Annotated in this window: 15 protein-coding genes and 1 other RNA gene; 9 read left to right on the top strand and 7 right to left on the bottom strand. The window is 75.7% G+C overall.

Going from position 1 to position 19,974, the window contains the following annotated elements; translation table 11 throughout:
- Nucleotides 1-78: 78 nt before the first annotated feature.
- Nucleotides 79-2,274 carry an acyltransferase family protein gene (locus DQ240_RS11180; protein ID WP_158548642.1) on the top strand — a complete coding sequence of 732 codons (2,196 nt, stop codon included), beginning with the start codon at nt 79-81 and terminating at the stop codon, nt 2,272-2,274.
- A 12-nt stretch (nt 2,275-2,286) separates the two neighbouring features.
- Here DQ240_RS11180 and DQ240_RS11185 read toward each other — a convergent pair whose 3' ends face one another.
- The 4 genes from DQ240_RS11185 to DQ240_RS11200 all read right to left on the bottom strand — a co-directional run bounded on the left by DQ240_RS11185 (nt 2,287) and on the right by DQ240_RS11200 (nt 7,918).
- Nucleotides 2,287-3,285 (bottom strand): NAD-dependent epimerase/dehydratase family protein, encoded by a 999-nt coding sequence (locus tag DQ240_RS11185; RefSeq protein WP_113839684.1) that lies wholly within the window; start codon nt 3,283-3,285, stop codon nt 2,287-2,289.
- 50 nt (nt 3,286-3,335) lie between these two features.
- Nucleotides 3,336-4,799, bottom strand: coding sequence for a wax ester/triacylglycerol synthase family O-acyltransferase (locus DQ240_RS11190; protein ID WP_113839762.1), 1,464 nt, complete (start codon nt 4,797-4,799; stop codon nt 3,336-3,338).
- Between the two features lie 138 nt (nt 4,800-4,937).
- Nucleotides 4,938-5,915 carry an alpha/beta fold hydrolase gene (locus DQ240_RS11195; RefSeq protein WP_233498640.1) on the bottom strand — a complete coding sequence of 326 codons (978 nt, stop codon included), beginning with the start codon at nt 5,913-5,915 and terminating at the stop codon, nt 4,938-4,940.
- A gap of 41 nt (nt 5,916-5,956) precedes the next feature.
- Nucleotides 5,957-7,918, bottom strand: coding sequence for an FUSC family protein (locus DQ240_RS11200; protein ID WP_113839685.1), 1,962 nt, complete (start codon nt 7,916-7,918; stop codon nt 5,957-5,959).
- 109 nt (nt 7,919-8,027) lie between these two features.
- On the opposite strand from DQ240_RS11200, the gene DQ240_RS11205 reads away from it, so the two are divergent.
- The 5 genes from DQ240_RS11205 (at nt 8,028) to nadA (ending at nt 12,524) form a co-directional block, all read left to right on the top strand.
- On the top strand, nt 8,028-8,867 hold the full coding sequence (locus DQ240_RS11205; protein WP_113839686.1) for a Nif3-like dinuclear metal center hexameric protein: 840 nt from the start codon (nt 8,028-8,030) through the stop codon (nt 8,865-8,867).
- Between the two features lie 4 nt (nt 8,868-8,871).
- Complete coding sequence (locus DQ240_RS11210; protein ID WP_113839687.1) at nt 8,872-9,612, top strand: zinc ribbon domain-containing protein; 741 nt, start codon at nt 8,872-8,874, stop codon at nt 9,610-9,612.
- Entirely contained in the window at nt 9,609-10,718 is a 1,110-nt protein-coding gene (locus tag DQ240_RS11215) for a bifunctional RNase H/acid phosphatase (protein WP_113839688.1), read from the top strand. Before DQ240_RS11210 ends, DQ240_RS11215 begins: the two co-directional genes overlap by 4 nt.
- A 70-nt stretch (nt 10,719-10,788) precedes the next feature.
- Entirely contained in the window at nt 10,789-11,496 is a 708-nt protein-coding gene (locus DQ240_RS11220; protein WP_233498641.1) for a dihydrofolate reductase family protein, read from the top strand.
- Nucleotides 11,493-12,524, top strand: a complete 1,032-nt coding sequence (gene nadA / locus DQ240_RS11225; RefSeq protein WP_113839689.1) for a quinolinate synthase NadA — start codon at nt 11,493-11,495, stop codon at nt 12,522-12,524. Before DQ240_RS11220 ends, nadA begins: the two co-directional genes overlap by 4 nt.
- Nucleotides 12,525-12,527: 3 nt before the next feature.
- Here the strand turns inward: nadA and DQ240_RS11230 are convergent, their stop codons facing one another.
- The 3 genes from DQ240_RS11230 to DQ240_RS11240 are packed head-to-tail and all read right to left on the bottom strand — an operon-like array spanning nt 12,528 to nt 18,300.
- Nucleotides 12,528-13,772, bottom strand: a complete 1,245-nt coding sequence (locus DQ240_RS11230) for an SLC13 family permease (protein WP_199589246.1) — start codon at nt 13,770-13,772, stop codon at nt 12,528-12,530.
- 32 nt (nt 13,773-13,804) lie between these two features.
- Entirely contained in the window at nt 13,805-16,045 is a 2,241-nt protein-coding gene (locus DQ240_RS11235) for a bifunctional diguanylate cyclase/phosphodiesterase (RefSeq protein WP_113839690.1), read from the bottom strand.
- Entirely contained in the window at nt 16,042-18,300 is a 2,259-nt protein-coding gene (locus DQ240_RS11240; protein ID WP_113839691.1) for a bifunctional diguanylate cyclase/phosphodiesterase, read from the bottom strand. Before DQ240_RS11240 ends, DQ240_RS11235 begins: the two co-directional genes overlap by 4 nt.
- A gap of 105 nt (nt 18,301-18,405) precedes the next feature.
- Here DQ240_RS11240 and DQ240_RS11245 point away from each other — a divergent pair, with 105 nt between their 5' ends.
- The 3 genes from DQ240_RS11245 (at nt 18,406) to rnpB (ending at nt 19,965) form a co-directional block, all read left to right on the top strand.
- Nucleotides 18,406-18,765, top strand: coding sequence for a hypothetical protein (locus tag DQ240_RS11245; RefSeq protein ID WP_113839692.1), 360 nt, complete (start codon nt 18,406-18,408; stop codon nt 18,763-18,765).
- Between the two features lie 19 nt (nt 18,766-18,784).
- Nucleotides 18,785-19,513 carry a PIG-L deacetylase family protein gene (locus DQ240_RS11250; RefSeq protein ID WP_113839693.1) on the top strand — a complete coding sequence of 243 codons (729 nt, stop codon included), beginning with the start codon at nt 18,785-18,787 and terminating at the stop codon, nt 19,511-19,513.
- A 40-nt stretch (nt 19,514-19,553) separates the two neighbouring features.
- An RNA gene (gene rnpB, locus DQ240_RS11255) (RNase P RNA component class A) lies at nt 19,554-19,965 on the top strand.
- Nucleotides 19,966-19,974: the final 9 nt, after the last annotated feature.

Genomic DNA, 19,974 nt, shown 5'->3' on the forward strand with positions numbered 1-19,974 from the left:
CGGGTGAGCGGGGTCACCGACCGTTACGATTCTGGGCCGAGCCGCAGCGGCGCGGCGGTAGGACGCCACGGGGGGCGAGTGTTCGCGAACACGCACAGTGACGGACATGTCACTGGGCTGTCCCGCGCCGACGTCCTGCCGGCCGACGGGAGCGACCACTTCCGGGCCGACATCGAGGGGCTGCGCGCCGTCGCCGTCGTGCTGGTGGTCGCCGACCACCTGACCGGGTGGCCGGCCGGGGGCTTCATCGGGGTCGACGTCTTCTTCGTCCTCTCCGGGTTCCTGATCACCGGTCTGCTCCTGCGCGAGCACGAGCGGACCGGCCGGATCTCCTTCGCCGACTTCTACCGGCGCCGCGTGCGGCGGATCGTCCCCGCGTCGCTACTCGTCCTCGGCGTCACCGCGGGGGCGTCCTGGCTCCTCTACTTCGCCGCCCGCGCACAGCAGGTCCTCGGCGACGTGGGCTGGGCGGTCCTCTTCGGAGCGAACTGGCGGTTCGCCGTCCAGGGCACCGACTACCTCGCCGCGGACGGGCCGACGTCGCCGGTGCAGCACTACTGGTCGCTGGCCGTCGAGGAGCAGTTCTACGTCGTCTGGCCGGTCCTGCTCGCGCTCCTCTTGTGGGTGGGCCGGGCGCGGAACTGGTCGTCCCGGTCGCGGACGGCCACCGTGGCCGTCGTCCTGGTCGCGCTGACCGCGGGCGGTCTGGGATACGCGCTCTGGGACACCGCGACCCGTCCCAGCTGGGCCTACTTCTCCACCGCCACGCGCGCGTGGGAGCTGGGGGTGGGCGCCCTGGTGGCGGTCGCGGCGGGCCGGCTGGCGCGCCTGTCCGGCCGCACGCGCACCCCGCTGGCGTGGCTCGGGCTGATCGCCGTGCTGGCCGGCGCGTTCGTCGTACCCGAGGACGACGGGTTCCCCGCGCCGTGGGCGCTGCTCCCGGTGCTGGGTGCGGCGCTGGTCGTCGCCGCGGGCACCGGGAGCAGCGCCCACGGGCCGGCGGTCCTCACCAACCCGGTCGCCCGATACCTCGGGGCGACGTCGTACTCGCTGTACCTGTGGCACTTCCCGGTGATCGTCCTCGGGCGGGCCCTGTTCCCGGAGACCGGCGCGACCTACTACGCCGCGACGCTGGGGATCACCGTCCTGGCAGCGGTCGCGTCGTTCCACCTCGTCGAGCAGCCGATCCGGCGGTCGAACTGGCTGCGACCGGGCGGTCCGGCGGCCCGGCGCGGGCGGCACCGGCCGCCGGCGCGGGCGGGCGTCGTGCGGCACGGTGTCGCCGTCCTCGCGGTCGCGGCCCTCGTCGCCGCCGCCCTGGTGACCGCGGCGACCGGCGGGACCTGGCGGTGGCCCGGGACGATGGACCCGTCGCCGATGCCGGCTGCGACCTCCCTCGCGGCGGCGCCGGGAGAGACCCCGGAGGACACCCTCGCCGCGGGCATCGACGCCGCGCTCGACGCCGCCGAGTGGCCCGCGCTCCGGCCCGGCCTCGAGGGGCTCGGGCCCCTGGCCGCGCCCGACGAGTGGATGGTCGACGGGTGCCTGGACGTCACGGAGGCCAACCTCGCCGCCTGCACGTACGGCGACGCCGGCCCCGACCGGACCGCCGTGCTGCTCGGGGACTCCATCGCGCTCAGCTGGATCACCGGGATCCGCGCGGCACTGCCGGGCTGGGAGGTCGTCGTCATGACCTACCACGCCTGTCCCGCCGCGGTGGTGCCCGTCGTCCACGTGACCAGCGCCGCGACGTTCCCGGAGGAGTGCGACGCCCACCACCGCTGGACGATGTCGGAGGTCGAGCGGCTGCGCCCCGCCCTGGTGATCATGTCCAGCGTCGGGAACACCGTCGACCGCCTCCGGTCGGGCGCGACCGGCTCGGCGGCACTGCAGGAGTGGACCCAGGCGCAGGCCCGGACGGTGGACCAGCTGGCGGACCTGGCCGGGCGGGTGGTGGTGCTCGCGGACCCGCCGGGCGGCGTGCGGCTGCTCGACTGCCTGACCCGGTTCAGCAGCCCGTCGGACTGCGACTCGACCGCCTCCGGGGACCACGTGCGACGGGTCGAGCTGGAGAGCGCGGCGGTCGCGGCGCTCGGGAGGCCGGTGTCCGCGGTCGAGTACGTCCAGACGAGGCGGTGGTTCTGCTCCGCGGACGAGCGGTGCCCGTCCTTCGTGGGGACGACGCCGGTGTACGCGGACGGCTTCCACATGACCAGCGCGTACTCGCGGGGGCTGGCGCCGGTGCTGCGCGAGGTGCTCGTACCGACCTCCTGAGCCCCCGGGCGGTCAGCGCGGGCGGAGGGTGTCCCGGAGCGCCTCGATGCCGCTGAACCGGGGTCGCCACCCCAGCTGCTCGCGGGCGCGGGCGGTGCTCATGATGACCGGCCGGCTGGCCGCCTCGACCCACTCGGCCGCGGGCGGGAGGAACGGCAGGCCGGCGACCGCCCGGGCGGCCACCTGCGCGGGTCCGGCCGGCAGCGGCAGCGGGATCGCGCCGAACTCCCGGGCGACGTCGGCGGCGGTGAGGACCCCGTCGCCGGCGATGTTGTAGGCCCCGGGCGGACCGGCGGCGACCACGCAGAGCTGCAGCGCCTGGCCGACGTCCTCCTCGTGGATGAGCTGCAGCGGCAGCGCCGGGACGGCGACCGGGACCGGCACCGGCAGCCGCCGGGGCCGGCCGAACAGTGCCCGGCCCAGGGGCGCCAGCGGGCCGGGCAGGACGTCCTTGGCGCCGACGACGTTCGGGCCGACGACGACCGGCGGCCGCAGCAGGTACAGCGCCATGTCGGGGGCCTTCTCGGCCTCCTCCGCCAGCAGATGCTCGAGCTCCGCCTTCTCCTGGGCGTAGAACAGCCGCGCGGCCGGGCGGACCGGCCAGTCCTCGTCCACCAGCTCGGGGGTGTCGGGGTGGAAGCCGTACGCGGCGACCGACGACGCGTACACGAACCGCCGGGCCCCCGCGGCGGCCGCGGCCCGGAAGACGTTCAGCGTCCCGTCGACGTTGATCGCCCGGGTGGTCTGCCGGGACGCGTTGCCGGTGATCAGGAACGCCAGGTGGACGACGACGTCGGCGTCGGCGAACGCCTCGGCCAGCGCCTCGGGGTCGCGGACGTCGCCGCGCCGGTACTCCATCTTCGTCCAGCCGCGCTCGACCGGGTCGAACGGCCGCCGGGCGATGCCCACGATCCGTCCGACCCGGTCGTCGTCCTGCAGCAGCGGGACCAGGCCCGCGCCGAAGGTGCCGGTCGGGCCGGTGACGGCCACGGTCAGGTTGGTCTCGGCCATGTCCCAGCGCTACCCGTCCGCCGCACCCTCACACGGGCGGGGGTCCTTCCTCAGCCGGACGCGGCGGCCTTCTTCCGCTTCGGTGCCGCCCGCTTCGCCGGCGCCGGGGTCTCCTGCGGCGCCGCCGTCCCGGCGGCCTCCTTCAGCTGGTCGATCCCGTGCCGGATGCCGGCGGAGAGGACGTCGACGTCGGGGAAGCCGTCGAAGTCGGCGTTGATCCCGAACGTCATGGTGTTGAGGTAGCTGAAGATGCCGATGGAGACGCGGGTCCCGCCGGCGATCGGCACGTAGGCGTGGGCGGAGCGCATCCGCCGGCCCAGCACGTACAGCGGCACCCGCGGTCCGGGCACGTTCGTGGTGACGGCCTGGGAGTAGAACTGGCTCGCGCCGAGCGCGGCCTTCACCCCCAGGGACAGCAGCGTGGGCGCCACGAAGTCGCCCATCGCGATGATCGACCGGGCGTCGACCAGCTGCATCAGCTGCTTGTACTCGTCCATCTGGCGGCGGACCGACTCCAGGCGCGCCAGCGGGTCGGGTTCGGCCACCGGGAGGTCGACGAACACCGCCGAGATGCGGTTGTCGAGCTTCCCGCGCTCGGTGTCCTGGCGCATCGAGATCGGCACCATGGAGCGGACCACCATGCCGTCGGTCAGCGAGCCACGGCGTTCCAGCAGCTCCCGGAACCCGTTGGTGATCGCGGCGAGGACGACGTCGTTGACCGTGCCGCCCAGCGCCGTCCGGATCGGCTTGAGCTCGTCGAACTCCGCCTCGGTCCACGCCCACCGGCGGTGCGGGCCGATCGGGCCGGACAGCGAGCGGGCGATCGGCGTGGCCAGCTGCCGCGCCACGGTCGGGAGGGTCCCCACCAGCGATCGGCCGGCGGAGGCGATGGTCCGGGCGACGCCGGTGACACCGCCGCCGGCGGCCTCGCCGGCGGTGAGGTGGCGCAGCGGCTGGGTGAGCGCGTCCTGCACCGCGCCGGCGACGAGCTCGACGCTGGAGGGGCTGCGCTGCGGTGTCCAGTCCTGCGGCTCCGGGTGCTTGGCGTCCGGGGTGATGTCGAACATCAGCTGCATCAGGTCGGTGCCGGCGACGCCGTCGATCATGCAGTGGTGGACCTTGGAGATGATCGCCCAGCGGCCCTCCTCCAGACCCTCCACCAGCCACAGCTCCCACAGCGGCTTGGCCAGGTCCAGCCGCTGGCCGAGCACCCGCCCGGCGAGGTTGCGCAGCTGCTCCTCGTTCCCCGGTCCGGGCACCGCGGTGTGCCGCACGTGGTACAGGATCTGGAAGTGCGGGTCGTCGACCCACAGCGGCCGGCCGAGCTGGAAGGGCACCGGACGCACCCGCTGCCGGTAGCGGGGGACCAGCGGCAGCTTGCTCAGCAGCAGCCGGATGACCTCCCCGTAGGTGGGTGCCGGTCCCTCGAACACGGCGACCGAGCCCACGTGCAGTGGGGTGTTCTCGCTCTCCGCGAAGTAGAAGCCGGCGTCCGTCGGGCTCAAGCGGTCCACGGTGGCCTCCTCGTCGCCCGCAGTGGGGCGCGTCACACGTCGTCGGGTGTGCGGCGAGCCAACCGCGTCCTCTGCTCGGCCGCAATCGGAGGAACGAGCCCGGGCGGTCCGGGTTGCGGTGCGCCCGTGTGACCTCGATCAGCCGGCGCGCGGGGTCGCCCGGAGCCGCTCCTCCACCCGGTCGAGGAGGTCCGACAGCGCCCGGTCGACGACGTCGGTGCGGGTCAGGTTGACGCTGTGCCCGGCGCCCGGGACGACCACGAGCTCCGCGTCGGCGCCCAGCAGCTCGGCCAGCCGGCGGCCGTGCCCGACCGGGGTGAGCCGGTCGTCGGTGGCGGCGACGACGGTGGTCGGCACCCGGCCGAGCACCGCCAGGGCCGCGGTCTCGTCGTGGTCGAGGAACGTGGCCCAGAACGCCAGCGTGACCGTGTACGGCGTCTCCTCCAGCAGGTCCTGCACGAGCCGGACGTCGGCCGGTTCGGCGTCGGACCGGCCGAACAGGTAGCGGCGGGTGAACCACCGGCCGATCGCCGTCCCGCGCCGCCGGAAGCGCTCGAGCAGCGGCGCGACCAGCTGCAGCCCGCGCAGCCACAGGCCCAGCAGGTGCAGCCGGCGGACCAGCGAGATCCACCGGCCCAGCAGGCCGGTGCTCACCAGGCCGCCCGAGGAGGTGGCCAGCAGGAAGGCGCCGACCACACGGGGGCCGAACAGCTCGGGGCGCTGCCGGGCCAGCGCCATGATGCTCATCCCGCCCATGGAGTGCCCGGCCAGCACGACCGGACCCTCGGGGACGACGGCGTCGAGCACCTGCCCGAGGTCCCGGCCGGTGCGGTCGATGGTGGCGGCGGTCAGCCGGGTCCAGCCCGACCGGCCGTGCCCGCGCTGGTCCCAGAACACCAGCCGGACACGGCCGCGCAGGGCCGGCCGGTGCACGTCGAACTCCGCCAGCCGGGCGGTGAACCCGTGCGAGAAGACGACGGTCAGCTCCGCGTGCTCGTCGCCGTCGACCTCCACGTGCAGGTCCACGCCGTCGTCGGTGCGCACCGTGCGGGAGCCGGGCGGAGGTGGGCCGGGGGGACCGGGGACGGGCGCGTCGACGCCGGGCGGCAGGGGCACGGGGCATCGGTGCCCGCGCCCGCCGGGCGGCAACCGCGGCGTCAGGCGGTGGGGGTCCGGCGTCCCGGTGCGGCGTCGCGCACCAGCCGGCGGGCCGCGTCCACCTCGCGGGCGACGGGGGCCAGCACCCCCTCGGCCAGGATCTCCGCGTCGTCCGGGACGCGGTGGGCGCGGACGTCGTCCTCCAGCTGCCGCAGCGCCCGGCACAGCACGGCGACCTGCGCCTGCTCCGGCGCCGGCTCGCCGGTGCGGACGGCGATGACGGCCTCGGTGACCGCGTCCGCCGTCCGCTCCAGCTGCACGATCACCGGCCACCAGGCCGCCGCCCGGGTGCTGATCGGAGGCGGCTCGGCCAGCCGCCGCTGCAGCTGGGTCTGCACCTCGGTGAGCGCCCGGTAGGTGCGCCGGCGGGCGCGGCGGATCTCGGCCGCGTCGCCGCCGAAGGCCGTCCCGACGAACCCCTCCAGGGCCGTGGTGGCGTCACGCAGCGCCTCGTCGAGCGGAGCCCGCCAGGTCTGCGGCCACAGCGCGTAGCCGACGACGAGCACGATCAGGCAGCCGACGACGGTGTCGACCATCCGGGCGCCGACCAGTCCCGGTCCGCCGGCCAGTGCGAGGTCGAGCAGCAGGATGATCACCGGCGTCTGGAACACCGAGAAGAGGCCGAAGTTCGCACCGCGGGCCCAGGGGAGCAGCCCGGCCGCGACGGCGAGGGCGACCAGCACCCACGCGTCGCGGGGGAGGACGGCCAGCAGCAGCGAGCCGAGGAGGACCCCGAGGAGGGTGCCCGCGCCGCGCTGCACCGCGCGGGTGAACACCGAGCCGAAGTCCGGCTTGAGCACGATCGCGACGGTCAGCAGCACCCAGTAGGGACGTTCCAGGGGCAGGAGTTGGCGGGCGATCTCCGCGATCGTCATGCACAGCGCCAGGCGCAGGGCGAATGAGCGGCTGTCGGGGCTGGCCACCGTGCGGTCGCCCAGGTCGCGCAGCCGGGTGCGCCGGTCGAGCCGGGGCAGCTCGACCGCGGCGCCGGCCCGCTCCTCGGGATCGCCGACGACGTTCCACGCCAGCCGCAGGCCGTGCCGGACCGCCCGCCGGGTGGGCGGTCCCTCCTCCAGGGACGGCGGCCGCTCGCCGGGCAGCTCGCGCGCGCCGGTGACGGCGTCGGCGAGCGCGTGCACCGCGGCGACGTCGTCCGGATCGGCGGCGACCCCGGCCCGGACGGTGGCCACGGTCCCCTCGACCAGCGGCGCGGCGGCGTTGAGGACGCCGGCCAGCTCGGACAGCTGGCGGCTGCGGCCGGCGGTGGAGCTGCGGCTGCGGATCACGCGGTCGTAGGCGGCGTTGAGGGCGGTGGTCAGCCGGCGGCGCGCCTCGTCGAGGTCGTCGGGATCGCCGGTGCCGGCCAGGGCGAGCAGCTCGCCGATCCGCGTGAACACCTCGGCGACGGCCGCGCGGTCGGGGTCGCCGCGCTCGACGGCGGCCTGCACCAGCGTGGTCACCAGCGCCCATCCCGCCCCGGCGAAGAAGAAGCCGACCTCGGCGGCCGCGGACAGCGGGGTGACCAGTCCGGAGGCCAGGGCGGTGTAGACGAGCAGCTGCAGGGCGCCCAGCGAGAGGGCGGCGTTCACCGCGCTGACGAACGCGGCCGCCGCGGACACCAGGGCGATCACGAGCACCGGCAGCCAGCCGCCGCCGATGGCGTACTGCCCGACGAGGAGGCCGACGGCCCCGAACGTCGTCGCCGCGGTGGTGCGGCGCAGCCGGTCGCGCAGCGGGCCGCCCATCGGCGCCAGGCACGCGGCCAGGGCGCCGGTGGTGCCGAAGACCCCGGCGCCCAGCTCCGGCCCGGGGGAGACCCCGCCCGCGACGAGGACCGCGACGGCCAGCGGCATCGGCACCGTGACGGCGAAGCGGAGGACGTCGGCCCACGGCACGGGCGGGGGCGTGGTGCGGACCAGCTCCTCCAGCCACGCCGGTGCCCGCAGTGCCCGCTCCGCCACGGAGGGGGGCTGCCCAGCGGCGGAGTCCGGGAACCGCGTGACCGGGGCGTGGGTGGGTCGAGCGGCACCGGCAGGGCCGGCGGGCGGAGATGGCGGTTAGCGTCCAGCCGTGACCGTGACGCTGGGCGAGGTCGTCGCCGCGCTCGAGGCCCGCTACGACCCGGCCCTGGCCGAGCCCTGGGACGCGGTCGGGCTGGTGTGCGGCGACCGCGACGACCCGGTGGAGCGCGTGCTGTTCGCCGTCGACCCGGTGGCCGCGGTCGTCGACGAGGCGGTGGCCGCCGGGTCGACGCTGCTGGTCACCCACCACCCGCTGTTCCTCACCGGGGTGCACGGCGTCCCGGCCGACGACCCGAAGGGCCGGCTCGTGCACCGCCTGGTCCGCGCCGGCTCGGGCCTGTTCGTGGCGCACACCAACGCCGACCGTGCCCCCGGCTGCGGGGTGAACGACGCGCTGGCCGACGTCCTGGGGCTGGTCGACGTCGTGCCGCTCCAGCCGACGGGCGGGGACCCGGCGGCCGGGCTGGGACGGATCGGCCGCCTGCCGTCGCCGGTGACGCTCCGCGAGTTCGCCGCCGTCGCGGCCACGGCCCTCCCGGCCACCGAGGGCGGCGTGCGGGTGGCCGGCGACCCCGACCGGGTCGTCGCCACCGTGGCGGTGTGCGGTGGCAGCGGCGGCTCGCTGCTGCCCGAGGCCGCCGCGGCGGGGGCCGACGTCCTGCTCACCAGCGACCTGAAGCACCACCCGGTGTCCGAGGCGGGGGAGGTGCCCGGGCCCGCGCTGGTGGACGTCGCGCACTGGGCCACCGAGTGGCCGTGGCTGCCGGTCGCGGCCCGGGTGCTGGCCGCGGACCTCGCCGGCCGGGTCGCGGTGGGCGTCTCCCGGGAGCGCACCGATCCGTGGACGGCGCACGTGGCCCAGACCGCCGCCTCCCCGCGGGTAGGTTGAGCCGGTGAAGGCCGACCACTTCGACCAGCATAAGCTCCTGGCCCTCGCCGCCGAGGACGTCGCGCTCACCCAGCTCGCGCACCGGCGGCGCACCCTGCCCGAGGCGGCCGCCGTCGAGGCCGCGGCCGAGGCCGAGCGCGCCGCCGCCGCCGACGTCGTCCGCACCGAGACCGAGGTGCGCGACCTCCAGCGCGAGGTCGCCCGGCTCGAGGCCGACGTGCAGACAGTCCGGACCCGCGCGGACAAGGACCAGAAGCTGCTGGACGGCGGCAGCGTCTCGGCCAAGCAGATGACCGACCTGCAGCACGAGCTCCAGTCGTTGAAGCGCCGGCAGGGCGACCTGGAGGACCAGGAGCTCGAGCTCATGGAGCAGGTCGAGACAGCCGAGACGGCGCTCGCCCGGGCGCAGGAGGCGCACACCGCCGCGCAGGAGGCGCTCACCCGCGCCGAGCAGGTGCGCGACGACGCCCTGGCCGACATCGCCGACGGGACGACGAAGCACGAGGCGGCCCGCCTCTCCGCCGCCGGTGGCATCCCCGCCGCCCTCCTCGCGCTGTACGACCGGATCCGCACCCAGACCGGCACGACCGGCGCGGCGCTGCTCCAGGCGCGGGCGTGCCAGGGCTGCCGGATCGAGCTCAACGGCCGCGAGCTCGCCGCCGTGCGCAACGCCGACCCGCACGAGGTCGTCCGCTGCGAGAACTGCGGCCGGATCCTGGTGCGCACCGCCGAGTCCGGGCTGTGAGCCAGCGGTTCGTCGTCGAGGCCGATGGCGGGTCACGGGGCAACCCGGGGCCGGCCGGTTACGGCGCGCTGGTCCGCGATGCCGCAACCGGCAGGGTCCTGGCCGAGCGGGCGGCGAGCGTCGGCCGGGCGACCAACAACGTCGCCGAGTACGGCGGGCTGGTCGCCGGGCTGCAGGCGGTGCTCGACCTGACCGGTGGCGCGGCCCCGACCGCCGAGGTCGAGGTCCGCATGGACTCCAAGCTGGTCGTCGAGCAGATGTCGGGGCGCTGGCAGGTCAAGCACCCCGACATGAAGAAGCTGGCCCTGCAGGCCCAGCAGATCGCCCGGCAGCTGGGCCGGGTCCGCTACACCTGGATCCCGAGGGCGCAGAACTCCGCCGCCGACGCGCTGGCCAACAGCGCCATGGACGGCAAGCCCGTGCACCGGGACGCCGGCGCCGAGCCCAGCACCACCGAGGACGACGTCCAGCCCGCCCCGGGCGAGCGCGCGCCGGCGGTCACCACCGTCACGCACCTGCTGCGGCACGGGCAGACCGAGCACACCCCGGAGCGCCGGTTCAGCGGCCGCAACGACCTGCCGCTGTCGGCGGTCGGCCGCGCCGAGGCCGAGGCCGCGGCGGAGCGGGCGGCGGGGCTCGGCGTGGACGTCGTCGTCGCATCGCCGCTGCGGCGCACGCGGGAGACCGCCGAGGTGGTCGCCGCGCGGCTCGGCCTCCCCGTGCTGCTCGACGACGACCTCGTCGAGATGGACTTCGGCGACCTCGAGGGGCTCAGCGCCGACGAGGCGCGCGCCAAGCACCCGCTGGCCACCCGTCGCCTGTTCACCGAGGTCGACGTCCCCGCTCCGGGCGGGGAGTCGATCGCCGACGTCGCCCGGCGGGTCGCTCGCGCGCGGGCCCGGGTGCTGAAGGAGCACCGCGGCCGGACCGTGCTCTTCGTCAGCCACGTGACGCCGATCAAGCTGATGCTCGCCGCCGGTCTCGACGTGGACGACGCCGTGGTGCACCGGATCTTCCTGTCGGCGGCGTCGCTGTCGACCGTCGCCTGGTCCACCGACGGCCGGCACTCCGTCCGGCTCGTCAACGACTCGTCGCACCTGGCCTGACCGCGGCACCGATGAGTCGGCGCGCCACCGGCCGTCCTCCTGGAGGGGAACGGACGACCGGAGGTGTGCGATGGGCAAGGTGGTGCTGTTCGCGGCGGTGTCCCTCGACGGCTACGTGGGCCGGGACGACGACATGCCCGGACCGCTGTTCGACTGGTACGGCAACGGCGACGTCGAGCTGACCTTCAGCGATCCCGACCGGCCCTTCCGGGTGACGGCGGCGACGGCCGAGCACATGCGGGAGTTCGCCGGGCGCGTGGGCGCCATGGTCTGCGGCCGGCACCTGTTCGACATCACGAACGGGTGGGGCGGGGTGCCACCGAACGGCGAGCACGCCGTCGTCGTCACCCACCGGCCGGTCGACGACTGGCCGCACCTCGGGACGGCGCCGTTCACCTTCGTGCCCGACGTCCGCAGCGGCATCGAGCGGGCGCGGGAGCTGGCCGGCGACCGGGACGTCACGGTGTCGGCCGGCGACGTAAGGGGGGACAGGCGCTCCGCGCGGGCCTGGTCGACCAGGTGGCCCTCGCCCTGGTCCCGGTCGTCCTGGGGTCGGGGAAGCGCTTCTTCGGCAGCGGGGGAGGCCCGGAGGTGCTCCTGGAGGACCCGGTCGAGGTGGTGCGGGGGAGGCGGGTGCTCCACCTGGTCTACGACGTCCGCCGGTGACACCGGGAAGGTCGGGTGGGCCGATGGTGTTGCAGTGAGTGCCCCGCTTCGGACGCGCCGTGCCGAGCGGGAGATCATGTGGCCCCCGCCCGACCCCCTGGAGACCGTGTGACCTCGACGATCGCGCCCGCCACCCCCGCCGTGACCGGGGACGAGCGGACCTTGTCGCCCGCCGAGTACGAGAGCTGGGCCGCGGAGGTCCGGCGGCTCGCCGACGAGCGCGACGCGGTGATCCTCGCGCACAACTACCAGGTGCCCGAGATCCAGGACGTCGCCCACCACACCGGTGACTCGCTCTACCTCTCCCGGGTCGCCGCGCAGACCGACGCCCGCGAGATTGTGTTCTGCGGGGTCCACTTCATGGCCGAGACGGCGAAGATCCTCTCGCCGGAGAAGACCGTGCTGCTGCCGGACCTGGAGGCCGGCTGCTCGCTGGCCGACAGCATCACCGCCGAGCAGCTCCGCGAGTGGAAGGCCGAGCACCCCGGGGCCGTCGTCGTCAGCTACGTGAACACCACGGCGGCGGTGAAGGCGGAGACCGACATCTGCTGCACGTCGTCCAACGCCGCCGACGTCATCCGGTCGATCCCAGCCGACCGCGAGATCCTGTTCTGCCCCGACCAGTTCCTCGGCGCGCACGTCAAGCGCGTCACCGGCCGGGAGGACATCCACGTCTGGGCGGGGGAGTGCCACGTGCACGCCGGCATCAGCCCCTCCGACGTGCGCGCACAGGTCGCCGCGCACCCGGACGCCGAGATCCTGGTGCACCCCGAGTGCGGCTGCACCACGTCGGTGCTCGACCTGGTCAGCCACGGCGACCTGCCGGCCGAGCGCACCCGGGTGCTGTCCACCGGCGGCATGGCCGACGCGGCGAAGAACACCACCGCCGGGCAGGTGCTGGTGGCGACCGAGGTCGGCATCCTGCACCAGCTCCGGGCGCTCAACAGCGGCACCGAGTTCATCCCGATGAACGACCGCGCCGCCTGCCGCTACATGAAGATGATCACGCCGGCCAAGCTGCTGGACACGCTGCGCACCGGCCGCGGCGTCGTGGACGTCGACCCGGACACCGCCGCCCGTGCCCGCCGCGCGGTCGAGGCGATGATCGCGATCGGCGAGCCCGGCCGCGGCGGCGAGTGACCGTCAGAGCCGCAGCGCCAGCCAGAGCGCGGCCGTCGCCGCCGCCAGCGTCAGGGGGACGGTCGCCAGCCCGATCAGCGTGAACCGCCCGGCGGCCGGGGCCCCGGCGCCCAGCACGCGCCGCCACAGCAGGTTGGCCAGCGACCCGGCGTAGGTCAGGTTGGGGCCGATGTTGACGCCGATCAACGCCGCCAGCACGGCGGGCGGGCCGGAGGCGGCGACGACCGGCAGCAGCGCGAGCGTCGCCGGCAGGTTGTTCAGCACGTTCGCCAGCAGCGCGGCGATCGCGGCGACGGCGAGCAGGGCGGGCAGGTGGTCCCCGTCCGGCACCATCCGGGCGACGACCGCCTCCAGTCCGCTGCGCCGCACCGCGAGCACGACGACGGTCAGCCCGGTCACGAAGGCGGCGAACGGCAGGTCGGCCGCCCGCAGCAGGTCGGCCGGACTGCTGGTGCCGGCCCCGAGCCGGCGAGCCGCGAGGGCGGCCGCGCCCAGCGCGGCGGGCCAGGCCGGCGGCACGCCGGTCAGCGAGGCCGCCCCGAACCCGGCCACGGTCAGGGCCACGACCACGACCGCCAGGCGGGGCACCGGCGGCACGGCGCCCTGGGCCGCCCGGGCCGGCCGGGACAGGTCCGCCCGGAACAGCCATCGCAGCACCAGGTACTCCACCGCGCCGGCGACCAGCCACGGGCCGAGCATCAGGCCGGCGAAGTGCAGGAAGGTCAGCCCGGTGGCCGCGAAGGCCAGCAGGTTCGTCAGGTTGGACACCGGCAGCAGCAGCGAGGCGCTGTTGGCCAGGTGACCGGTCAGCACGGCGTGCGGGCGGCCCGGCACGCCCATGCGGGCGGCCGTGCCGATGACGACGGGGACCAGCAGGACGACCGTGGCGTCCAGGCTCAGCACCGCGGTCACGACGGCGGCGAGCAGGCCGATCCGGCCGAGCAGTGCGGGGGACGACCGGCCGGCGCGGGCGGCGGTCGCCGCCGCGGCCCAGGTGAACAGTCCCTCGGCATCCGCGAGCGCGGCCAGCACGAGCACCAGCACGAGGAAGCCCAGCGTCGGGGCGACGTCCCGGACGGCGTCCCCGGCATCGGCCGCGCCCACCAGCCCGGTCACCAGCAGGAGCGCGGCGCCCGCGCCGGCGACGACCGCTGCCGGGACCGGGGGCCGCGGCGTGACCGCGGCGGCCAGGGTGGCCGCCAGCACCGCGCCGGAGACGGCGAGGGCGATCGGGTCCACGCCGGGCACGGGGAGCCAGCGTACGGCCGGCCCGCGGGGGGTCAGCTCCCGACGGGCTGGGCACCGAGGTCGAGGAGGTCGGCCGGTGCCGGGCGGCCGTGCAGGTGGCCCTGGGACTGGTCGCAGCCGAGCGCGGCCAGCCGGGCGAGGGTGACCTCGTCCTCGACGCCCTCGGCGACCACCCGGAGCCCCAGCCGGTGGGCCAGGTCGATGACGCTGGCGACGATCGCCTCCGTGGGGGCGTCCTCGAGCAGGCCCGCGGTGAACGAGCGGTCCAGCTTCAGCTCGCTGACCGACAGCTCGCGCAGGTACCCCAGCGAGCAGTAGCCGGTCCCGAAGTCGTCGATGCTGATCTCGGTCCCGAGGGCCCGCAGGGCCGCCACCACCGGGCGGCTGCGCTCGGGGTCGCGCAGCAGCACCTCCTCGGTGACCTCGAGCGTCAGGGACCGCGGGGGGACGCCGAGCGACTCCAGCAGCCCGCCGAGGCGGGCCGGCAGCCCGGAGTCGACCAGGTCGCTGGCCGACAGGTTGACCGACATGCGCAGCTCGGGGTCGCGCACCCGCCAGACCGCCAGCTGCCGGACCGCCTGCTCCAGGACCTCGTCGGTGAGGGCGCCCATCAGCCCGTGTGCCTCGGCCAGACCGAGGAAGCGGGCCGGCTCCAGCAGGCCCAGCCGCGGGTGGGCCCAGCGCACGAGCGCCTCGACGCCGAGCACCCGGCCGGTCCCGACGTCGACCTGCGGCTGGTGGTGCAGCTCGAGCTGGCCGTCGCGGATGCCGGCGCGCAGCTCCTCGACGAGGGTCAGCGCCGCGCCGTTGCCGGCGTGCCGCGCACCGTCGTAGAGGGCGTGCCCGCCACCGGCCCGTTTGGCGTCGTACATGGCGGTGTCGGCCTCGCGCAGGAGACGGGTGGTGCCTTCGTCGTCGCCGGCGGGGACGCCGGTGGTGACACCGATGCTCACGCCGACGTGGACGTCGAGGGCGCCCAGCAGGAACGGCTCGTCGAAGCAGGCCCGCAGGCGCAGGCACAGCTGCTCGGCGGTCTCCTCGGGGGAGGCGCCGGGCTCCGCGGAGGCGACGACGGCGAACTCGTCGCCACCGAGGCGGCCCAGGAGATCACCGGTGCGCAGCACGGGGGCCAGTCGCTGGGCCACCTGGCGGAGCAGGTCGTCGCCGGCGGCGTGCCCGAGTCCGTCGTTGACCTCCTTGAACCGGTCGAGGTCCATGAGGGCGAAGACGGTGCCCGTGCCCGCGGCGCCGTCCTCGGCCATGCGGCGCAGCACCGCGCGGCGGTTGGGCAGTCCGGTGAGCTGGTCGGTGAGCGCCTCGGCGCGCGTCTCGGTGAGCTGGGCGAGGTCGCGGACGCCGATCAGGAGGCGCACGGCGCCCCCGAGGACGGCCAGCCCACCGAGCGTCAGCGCGACGGCCGAGGGGGTGCCCACCGCCGAGGCGATGAGCGCTCCGGTGCCGATGACGATCACGACGAAGGCGCCGGCCATCGAGGTCGCCGCGTCGCTGGGCCGCGACGTCGCCGGCTTCGGCGTCAGGGTCGCCGCGACGGCGAGGAGCAGGCAGGCGAGCGCGCCGGCCACCGGCGTCCAGGCGGGGGAGGTGAGTTCGGCCAGCACGAGGCAGGCCGTCAGCTCGATGCCGCCGAAGCCGAGGGCGATGAGCACCGGCCGCAGGTCCCGGCGCAGGTCACCGAGCACCCGCTGCATCAGCGTGGTGATGAGGAGCAGCTGTCCCACCGCGATGTGCAGCACGAGCGGCTGGATCTGCGCGCCCGTGAGGGACTCCGGACGCCCGATGCCGTCCACCGCCGCCTGCGTCAGCGCCATCCAGGAGAGCGCGGCCGCGACGCCGGTGAGCAGGTTGTCCGGGTCGGCGACCTCGGTCCCGTACCGGTTCCACCGCACCACGCCGCCGTAGAGGAAGACGTAGGCCAGCGCCGGCGCCCACGCGGCGACGACCGGACCGGCGTCGTGCGTGGCGGGGACGGCCTGCAGCAGCGCCGCTCCCGCGGTGACGGCGCCCAGAGCGATGGCCCCGAGGGCCAGCCGCCACCAGACGTCGCGCTCGGCCGCGACCCGGCGGACGCGCCACAGGAGGACGGCGACGAGGCCGGCGGAGGCGGGCACGGCGAGGAGCAGCGAGTGCCGTTCCAGCCCGGCGGACAGGTCCGTCGCCGCGACGAGCGCCGAGAGCGCGACGCCGGTCGCGATGACGGCCAGCAGGGGCAGCGGGGCGCCGGGTAGGAGCCGGGCCGCGGGGCGGCTGCTCACGGGAGCCCCGCCAGGGTGACGGCGACGCCGCGGTCGGCCACCCACGCCTCGAGCTCCGCCGCCGGCAGCGGCGGCGAGTGCAGGTAGCCCTGGCTCTGGTCGCAGCCGAGGGCGGAGAGGCGGGCCAGCGTGCACTCGTCCTCGACCCCCTCGGCGACCACGCGCAGGCCGAGCCGGTGCGCCAGTTCGACGGTGCTGGCGACGATCGCCTCGGTGCGGACGTCGGAGACCAGGTCGGCGGTGAAGGAGCGGTCGAGCTTGAGCTCGTTCACCGGCAGCTGCCGCAGGTAGGCCAGCGAGCAGTAGCCGGTGCCGAAGTCGTCGATGCTGATCTCGACGCCGAGGTCGCGCAGGGCGGAGATCACCGCGGTGCTGCGTTCGGAGTCGGCCAGCAGCACGGTCTCGGTGACCTCCAGCGTCAGGCAGCGAGCCGGTACGCCGTACTCCTCCAGCAGCGCGGCGACCCGCCGCGGCAGGCGCGAGTCCAGCAGGTTGCTGGCCGAGAGGTTCACCGACATGCGCAGGTCCGAACCGCGGTCCTGCCACTGGGCGAGCTGGGCGACCGCACCGGCCAGCACCTGGTCGGTGAGCGCGCCCATCAGGCCGTGCGCCTCGGCGACCGGGAGGAACTCGCCCGGCCCGAGCAGGCCGCGGGTCGGGTGCGCCCACCGGACGAGGGCCTCCACTCCCTCGACCCGCCCGGTCCGGATGTCGACCTGCGGCTGGTGGTGCAGCACCAGCTCCCCGGCGGGGAGCCCGGCGCGCAGCTCCTCCACGAGCACGAGCGTCGTCCCGCCCTCGGCGTGCTCGCTCTCGTCGTAGAGCGCGGTGCCCCTGCCGGAGCGCTTCGCGCCGTACATGGCGGCGTCGGCCTCGCGCAGCAGGCGGGTGGGGCCGACGGGCCCGACCTGGTCGGCGCGCCACGTGGTGGCGCCGATGCTGGCGCCCACGTGCACCGACATGCCGTGCAGGGCGAACGGCTCGGCGAACTGCACCTGCAGCCGCCGGCACAGCGCGGTGGCGGCGACCTCCGGGGCCACGCCGGGGTCGACGACGGCCACGACGGCGAACTCGTCACCGCCGAGGCGGCCCAGCAGGTCGCTGTCGCGCACGACCGCTCGGAGCCGCTGGGTGACCAGCTGCAGCAGCTCGTCGCCGGCGCCGTGGCCGAGGCCGTCGTTGACCTCCTTGAAGCGGTCCAGGTCCAGCAGGGCGAACGCGGTGGGGACACCACCGTCGAGCAGTTCCGCGGTGCGGCGGAGCACGGCCCGGCGGTTGGCCAGCCCGGTCAGCTCGTCGGTCAGTGCCTCGCGGCGGGTCACCACGAGCACGGCCAGTTCCCGCACGTTGACCAGCAGGCGGAGCCCGGCGCAGGCGACGGCCAGCGCGGCGCACCAGGACGCGGTGGGCGTGCCGCCCAGCTGGGCGGCGACGAGGACGACGGTGGAGGCGACGATGACCACGAAGGCGCCGACGGTGGAGCCGATGGGGTCGGTCGGCTGCGGCGTCGAGGGCGTCGGTCGCAGGGCGACGGCCGTCGCCAGGCACAGCACGCCGACGGCCGACGCCGGTGACCCCCACGCGGGTGCGTCGCCGGTGGACAGGGTGACGAGGCCGGAGACGGTGATCGTGGCGAAGGGGACGCTGACCAGCCACGGGCGGGGGTCGCGGCGCATGGCGCCGAGGAAGGCGGCCGACAGAGCCGTCCCCGCGAGGACGAGCCCGACGGCGACCTGGACGGCGACGGAACGGAGCTCCTGCCACTCGGTGCCACGGGCGGGCCCCTCCGCCAGCACCGCGCAGACGGCGACGACGGCCAGGACGCCGCCGGCGCCGTTGAGCAGGTCGCCGGGGTCGGCGAGGTTGGTGCGGTAGCGGTTCCAGCGGACGAGGCCGGTGTAGAAGAAGGGGAACGCCACCAGCACGCCGACGGTGGACGCGTCGGGGACGGCCCGCTCCAGACCGAGGGCGTGCAGCAGACCGAGGCAGCCGATCACCCCGACGAGCACCAGGCAGCCGCGGGACATCCGCACCCACACGTCCCGGTCGTGCGGCACGGACCGGGCCCGCCAGCCCAGCAGGACGGCGAGGCCCAGGTAGGGCAGGACCGCGACGAGCAGCCGCAGCGGCGTGTCGACCGCCGGCATCCGGCCCAGGAGCGCGAGCACCACCTGGACGGCGGCGGACAGCCCGGTGACGGCCAGTCCCCAGACGGGGGCACCGGGCAGCAGCCGGTCGTGCGGGCGCAGGCGCATGGCCTGGTCATCGGCCTGCCGCTGCCCGGTGTGGACCGTTGCACACCGGCGTTCACCCCTCGGGGGGAGGAGATCGAGCCGGGAGCCTGCCCCTACGGTGGGCCCATGGGACTCCCGGGCAGGGCCAAGGTGCTGGCAGCCGCACTCGGTGGGTCCGGGGTGGTCCACCTGGTGCGCCCCCGCACCTACGAGTGGCTGGTGCCGCCGGAGCTGGGCGACGCCCGGCGCTGGGTGCTGGCCAGCGGGGTGGCCGAGATCGGGACGGCGGTGCTGATGGCGGCGCCGGCCACCCGCCGGGCCGGTGGCTGGGCCGCGGTGGGGCTGCTCGCGGCCTTCGTGCCCGCGCACCTGCACACGATCCGGGTGGTGCCGAAGAAGCCGTTGCCGCTGGCCGTCGCGGCGCTGCGGCTGCCGCTGCAGGTGCCGATGATCGGGATCGCGCTGCGGGTGGCGCGCGGCCGCTGACCGGGCAGGATGCGGGGCCATGACCTCCGTCGAGCCGCTCCCCGACGACTGGCAGCGGGCCCTGGTGATCGTGGCCCATCCCGACGACGTCGAGTACGGCTGCGCGGCCGCCGTCGCGGTGTGGACGGCGGCCGGGCGCGACGTCCGCTACGTCCTGGCGACCAGCGGGGAGGCGGGCATCGCCGGCTGCCCGCCCGAGGTCGCCGGGCCGGTCCGCGAGGAGGAGCAGCGCCGGGCCGCGGCGGCCGTCGGCGTCTCCGTCGTGGAGTTCCTGGGCCATCCCGACGGCCGGCTCGTCGAGGGCCTCGAGCTGCGCCGCTCCCTGGCTGCGGCGATCCGCCGGCACCGGCCCGAGCTGGTCGTGACCATGCACCGGGGCGAGACGTGGACGCCGCCGGGCGTGGCCCCGGGGTACTGGAACAGCGCCGACCACCGGGCGCTGGGACGCTGCGCGGTCGACGCGGTCGGCGACGCGGCCAACGAGTGGATCTTCGCCGAGCTGGCCGACCCCGAGCCGTGGCGCGGCGTGCGCTGGATCGCCGTCAGCACCCCGACCGGCGTCACGCACACGGTCGACGTCACCGACGGCGTCGAGCCGGCAGTGGCCTCCCTGACCGAGCACCGGCGCTACCTGGCGGCGCTGTCCGACGATCCGGTCGAGGAGCAGGCGCGCCGCCAGGTGGAGATGTCGGCGCCGGAGGGTCCCGACGGTCGCCGGCACGCCGGGTTCGCCCTCTACGCGGGCTGACGCCGCCGGGCGGCGGTGCCTAGACTGACGGCACGACGGACGAGTCGGCCGGGCGGTCGCGTCGGCGGGGGAGACCCCGTCGCCGAGGAACGTCCGGGCTCCACAGGGCAGGGTGGTCGTTAACGGCGACCCGGGGTGACCCGCGGGACAGTGCCACAGAAAACAGACCGCCAGCGGTGCCTCTCCGGAGACACGGCTGGTAAGGGTGAAACGGCGGTGTAAGAGACCACCGCACACCGGGTGACCGGTGTGGCTCGGTAAACCCCACCCGGAGCAAGGTCGAGAGGGACGGCGGGAACGTCGTCCTGCGCAGGCGTTCGAGGGCTGCCCGCCCGAGCCTGCGGGTGGACCGCTCGAGCCTGCCGGCAACGACAGGCCTAGATGGATGACCGCACACCGGGAGGCCGCGAGGCACCCGGGGACAGAACCCGGCGTACAGGCCGACTCGTCCGTCGCCCGTC

The organism is Blastococcus sp. TF02A-26 (genome assembly GCF_003319125.1).
GTDB lineage: Bacteria > Actinomycetota > Actinomycetes > Mycobacteriales > Geodermatophilaceae > Trujillonella.